This window comes from Streptomyces nanshensis (assembly GCF_001751255.1).
In the GTDB taxonomy this organism is placed as follows: domain Bacteria; phylum Actinomycetota; class Actinomycetes; order Streptomycetales; family Streptomycetaceae; genus Streptomyces; species Streptomyces nanshensis_A.
Genome location: NZ_LJGW01000464.1, coordinates 1 through 336, shown reverse-complemented (window position 1 = coordinate 336; position 336 = coordinate 1). Strand labels below are relative to the sequence as shown.

Annotated in this window: 1 protein-coding gene; it reads right to left on the bottom strand. The window is 68.5% G+C overall.

The window, feature by feature from the left end:
• Nucleotides 1–40 precede the first annotated feature (40 nt).
• Nucleotides 41–336 (bottom strand): response regulator transcription factor (locus AN218_RS28520; protein ID WP_141747722.1); only part of this gene is annotated, 296 nt, incomplete at its 5' end.

Genomic DNA, 336 nt, shown 5'->3' with positions numbered 1-336 from the left:
CCCCGGCTGCTGGCACGGGGCGACGGTTTCGGCTGTCCCGTCAGGCGCCGGGGTGATCCCGGGTGCTCTGTGTCGTGTCGGCTCGTTCGAGAAGCCCCGAGCGGTAGCCGATCCCGACGGCGTGCGCGCGGTCGCGGGCGGCGAGCTTCTTGAACAGGCTCCGTGCGTGGCTCTTGATCGTGTTTTCGGCGAGGTACAGCTTCCGGCCGATCTCGGCGTTGGAGTGGCCGCAGCTCATCCCTTGAAGGATTTGGAGTTCGCGGGCGGTGAGCCTCGGGCGGCTCGCTGGTCTGGGGTTCACGTGTTGGCTCCTTGGTTCTCCGCGCGGGGATTGCC